This is a genomic window from Methylorubrum podarium, assembly GCF_022179745.1.
Lineage (GTDB): Bacteria > Pseudomonadota > Alphaproteobacteria > Rhizobiales > Beijerinckiaceae > Methylobacterium > Methylobacterium podarium.
The window spans coordinates 1-2,593 of the sequence record NZ_BPRD01000621.1; the positions used below are offsets into that span (position 1 = coordinate 1).

The window sequence follows — 2,593 nt, forward strand, 5'->3', positions numbered from 1 at the left end:
GCCGTGGCGATCCAGGGCGCGACCTTTCCGGATAGGGCGCGCTCTGGATCGCTTCGCAGCCGCTCGCGATGAGGGGATAATCAATGTCCGAGGCGATCAACCGGAAACCGTGGGACAGCGGCCGTGCGGCCGCTCCGATCCAGCCGTGGGCGACAGGTCGGAAGGAAAACCTCCACGGGTCACGTCTTCGCGAACGGGAGCCGCACGGCGACCTCGTTTCTCCGCAGGAAGGGGATCGAGAAGGGCGGATCATAGCCCATGAAGAAGGGCGGCCCCTCCGGCCTCCGTCCGGCTCTCTCCAGCACCTCGGCGAGGCGGCGGGATTGCGCGTCACGCGCTTCGGGCGTCGCGCTGCCGGAAAAGCGCAGCACCGCCAGCCGTTCCGGCGGAATCCGCACCAGCCGGACGCCGGCTTCGGTCGGCTCGGGCGCCCCGGCCTCGGCGACCGTACGGGGCAGGTAGAACCGCATCGTGCCCGCCGCACCCTGCTCGACCGGGACGGTCATCGCGATCAGGCGGCCGCCGGACTCGACCGGCGCCGTCATCGCGATGCGGGCTTCGCCGCCGTTCGCGCCGGTGATGTAGCGGAACAGGCGCCCGAACGCCTCGCCGTCCTGCTGGCCCCTGGCGTCCGTCTCGACCGCCACGCGCGCGTCGTAGGCCCGAATCTCGACTCCGCGGTCGAGCCGTTCGACCACCGCGTAGCGCGGCTCCTCGTAGGCTGCGCGGATGCCGACGACCGACATTGCGGATTCGAGCAGCGTGACGAGGTAGTAGAGGAACTTGTCCATCGGGGGCGAGATCCGCGACGAAGGTCGACGAACAAGGCCGATCCACGAGAGCGGTTCCGTCGGCCGCGTTCGCGAGCCCGTCGATGCGCTCGACGCCGTGCAGGGTGTGCCGGCCGAGCAGCCGGAGCCGTCGGCGGTCGCAGACCAATCCGCCCGAAAACGAAAAGCCCCGGACGGCAGGTCCAGGGCTCGGTCTCAGTGCCTGTGAAGGCTGAAGGATGGTGGTAGCGAGGGAGGGATTTGAACCCCCGACACAAGGATTATGATTCCTCTGCTCTAACCAGCTGAGCTACCCCGCCACAGGGGCGGACGGCGCCGAGGCGTCGTCCGGTGGGCGCGGTATATGGAGAAGGGCGTGGCGGTGTCAACGGTCTGTTGCGAACCGCGCGGCCGTTCTCCCGCTCAGAGCGTCTGGCCGAAGATCTGGGCCACCTGCGGGATGTCCTTGTCGCCCCGTCCGGACAGGTTCATCACCATCAGGTGCTCGGCCGGCTTGGTGGGCGCGAGTTCCAGCACCTTCGACAGCGCGTGGGCCGGTTCGAGCGCCGGGATGATGCCCTCCAGCATCGAGCAGAGCTTGAACGCCTCCAGCGTCTCGGCGTCGGTCGCGGACAGGTAGGTGACGCGGCCCATCTCGTGCAGCCACGCGTGCTCGGGACCGATGCCGGGATAGTCGAGGCCGGCCGAGATCGAGTGCGCGTCGGCGATCTGGCCGTCCTCGTTCATCAGGAGGTAGGTGCGGTTGCCGTGCAGCACGCCCGGGCGACCGCCGGTGAGCGAGGCGGCATGGAGGCCGCTCTGCACGCCGTGGCCGGCCGCTTCGACGCCGTAGATCTCGACCTCGCGGTCGTCGAGGAAGGGGTGGAACAGGCCCATGGCGTTCGAGCCGCCGCCGATGCAGGCGACGAGCGAGTCCGGCAGGCGGCCCTCCAGCTCCTGCATCTGGCGCTTCGTCTCGATGCCGATGACGGACTGGAAGTCGCGCACCATCGCCGGATAGGGATGGGGGCCGGCCACGGTGCCGATGCAGTAGAAGGTGTCGGCGACGTTCGTGACCCAGTCGCGCAGGGCCTCGTTCATCGCATCCTTGAGGGTGCGCGTGCCCGATTGCACCGGCACCACCTCGGCGCCCAGCATCTTCATGCGGAACACGTTGGGCGCCTGCCGCTCGACGTCGACGGCGCCCATGTAGACGACGCATTTGAGGCCGAACCGCGCGCAGAGCGTCGCCGTGGCGACCCCGTGCTGACCGGCACCCGTCTCGGCGATGATCCGCGGCTTGCCCATCCGGCGGGCGAGCAGGATCTGGCCGAGCACGTTGTTCACCTTGTGCGAGCCGGTGTGGTTCAGCTCCTCGCGCTTGAAGTAGATCTTTGCCCCCTGCCCCGCCGGAGCCGTCGCGCGCAGGTGCTCGGTCAGGCGCTCCGCGTAGTAGAGCGGGCTCGGCCGGCCGATATAGTGGGTGCCGTAGGACTCCATATCCGCCTTGAACGACGGGTCGGCCTTGGCGTCGGCGTAGGCCTTCTCGAGGTCGAGGATCAGCGGCATCAGCGTCTCGGCCACGAAACGGCCGCCGAAGATGCCGAAGCGGCCGCGCTCGTCCGGCCCGGTGCGGAAGGAATTGGGAGCGGGGTTCAGCGTCACGGGGACGGTCCTTCGCGAGAAACAGGGTTCTGCTCGCGTGCTAGACCCATGGGGCGACGGCCGCAATGCGGCACAGCCGGACAAACGCGCCGGAACGACAGCCTGACGGCCACGGCGGGAAGACGGGCCTGGGGCTCGGCGGTCAGGCCCGGCGGCGC

The 2,593-nt window shown here is 69.2% G+C and carries 2 protein-coding genes and 1 tRNA gene; all 3 read right to left on the reverse strand.

Going from position 1 to position 2,593, the window contains the following annotated elements; all coding sequences use genetic code 11:
* Nucleotides 1–179 precede the first annotated feature (179 nt).
* The 3 genes from MFF42_RS24815 to trpB all read right to left on the reverse strand — a co-directional run bounded on the left by MFF42_RS24815 (nt 180) and on the right by trpB (nt 2,435).
* Nucleotides 180–791, reverse strand: coding sequence for an SOUL family heme-binding protein (locus MFF42_RS24815; RefSeq protein WP_238258608.1), 612 nt, complete (start codon nt 789–791; stop codon nt 180–182).
* A gap of 222 nt (nt 792–1,013) precedes the next feature.
* Nucleotides 1,014–1,090 (reverse strand) — tRNA-Met (locus tag MFF42_RS24820).
* Between the two features lie 103 nt (nt 1,091–1,193).
* Complete coding sequence (gene trpB, locus MFF42_RS24825; protein WP_238258610.1) at nt 1,194–2,435, reverse strand: tryptophan synthase subunit beta; 1,242 nt, start codon at nt 2,433–2,435, stop codon at nt 1,194–1,196.
* Nucleotides 2,436–2,593 lie beyond the last annotated feature (158 nt).